The organism is Geomobilimonas luticola (assembly GCF_018476905.1).
GTDB classification, from domain to species: domain Bacteria; phylum Desulfobacterota; class Desulfuromonadia; order Geobacterales; family Geobacteraceae; genus Geomobilimonas; species Geomobilimonas luticola.
This window is the reverse complement of sequence record NZ_JAHCVK010000034.1, coordinates 1-296: the sequence shown is the minus strand read 5'-3', so window position 1 is coordinate 296 and position 296 is coordinate 1. Positions and strand designations below refer to the sequence as shown.

The 296-nt window shown below is 65.9% G+C and carries 1 pseudogene; it reads left to right on the top strand.

Annotation, left to right across the window (positions count from 1 at the left end):
* Positions 1-296 (top strand): annotated as a pseudogene (locus KI810_RS17190) (methyl-accepting chemotaxis protein); the annotation flags it as partial.

Genomic DNA, 296 nt, shown 5'->3' with positions numbered 1-296 from the left:
GCTTCCATCCAGACGGTGGCGGGGAATGCGGATGCGCTGGCCTCCAACGTGGAAGAGGTTTCCTCGTCGGTGCAGGAACTGGGTGCCTCCAGCGAGCAGGTCTCCAAGAGCGCCGAGGTGATGGCGTCGTCGGTGGCCGAGACCTCGGCCACCATCGAGCAGATGACGGTCTCCATCGACCGGGTGGCCCAGAGTGCCGAGGAACTGGCGTCGTCGGTCTCCGAGACCTCCTCCACCATCGAGCAGATGACGGTCTCCGTCGACCAGGTGGCGGGGAACACCCAGGAGCTGCAGCA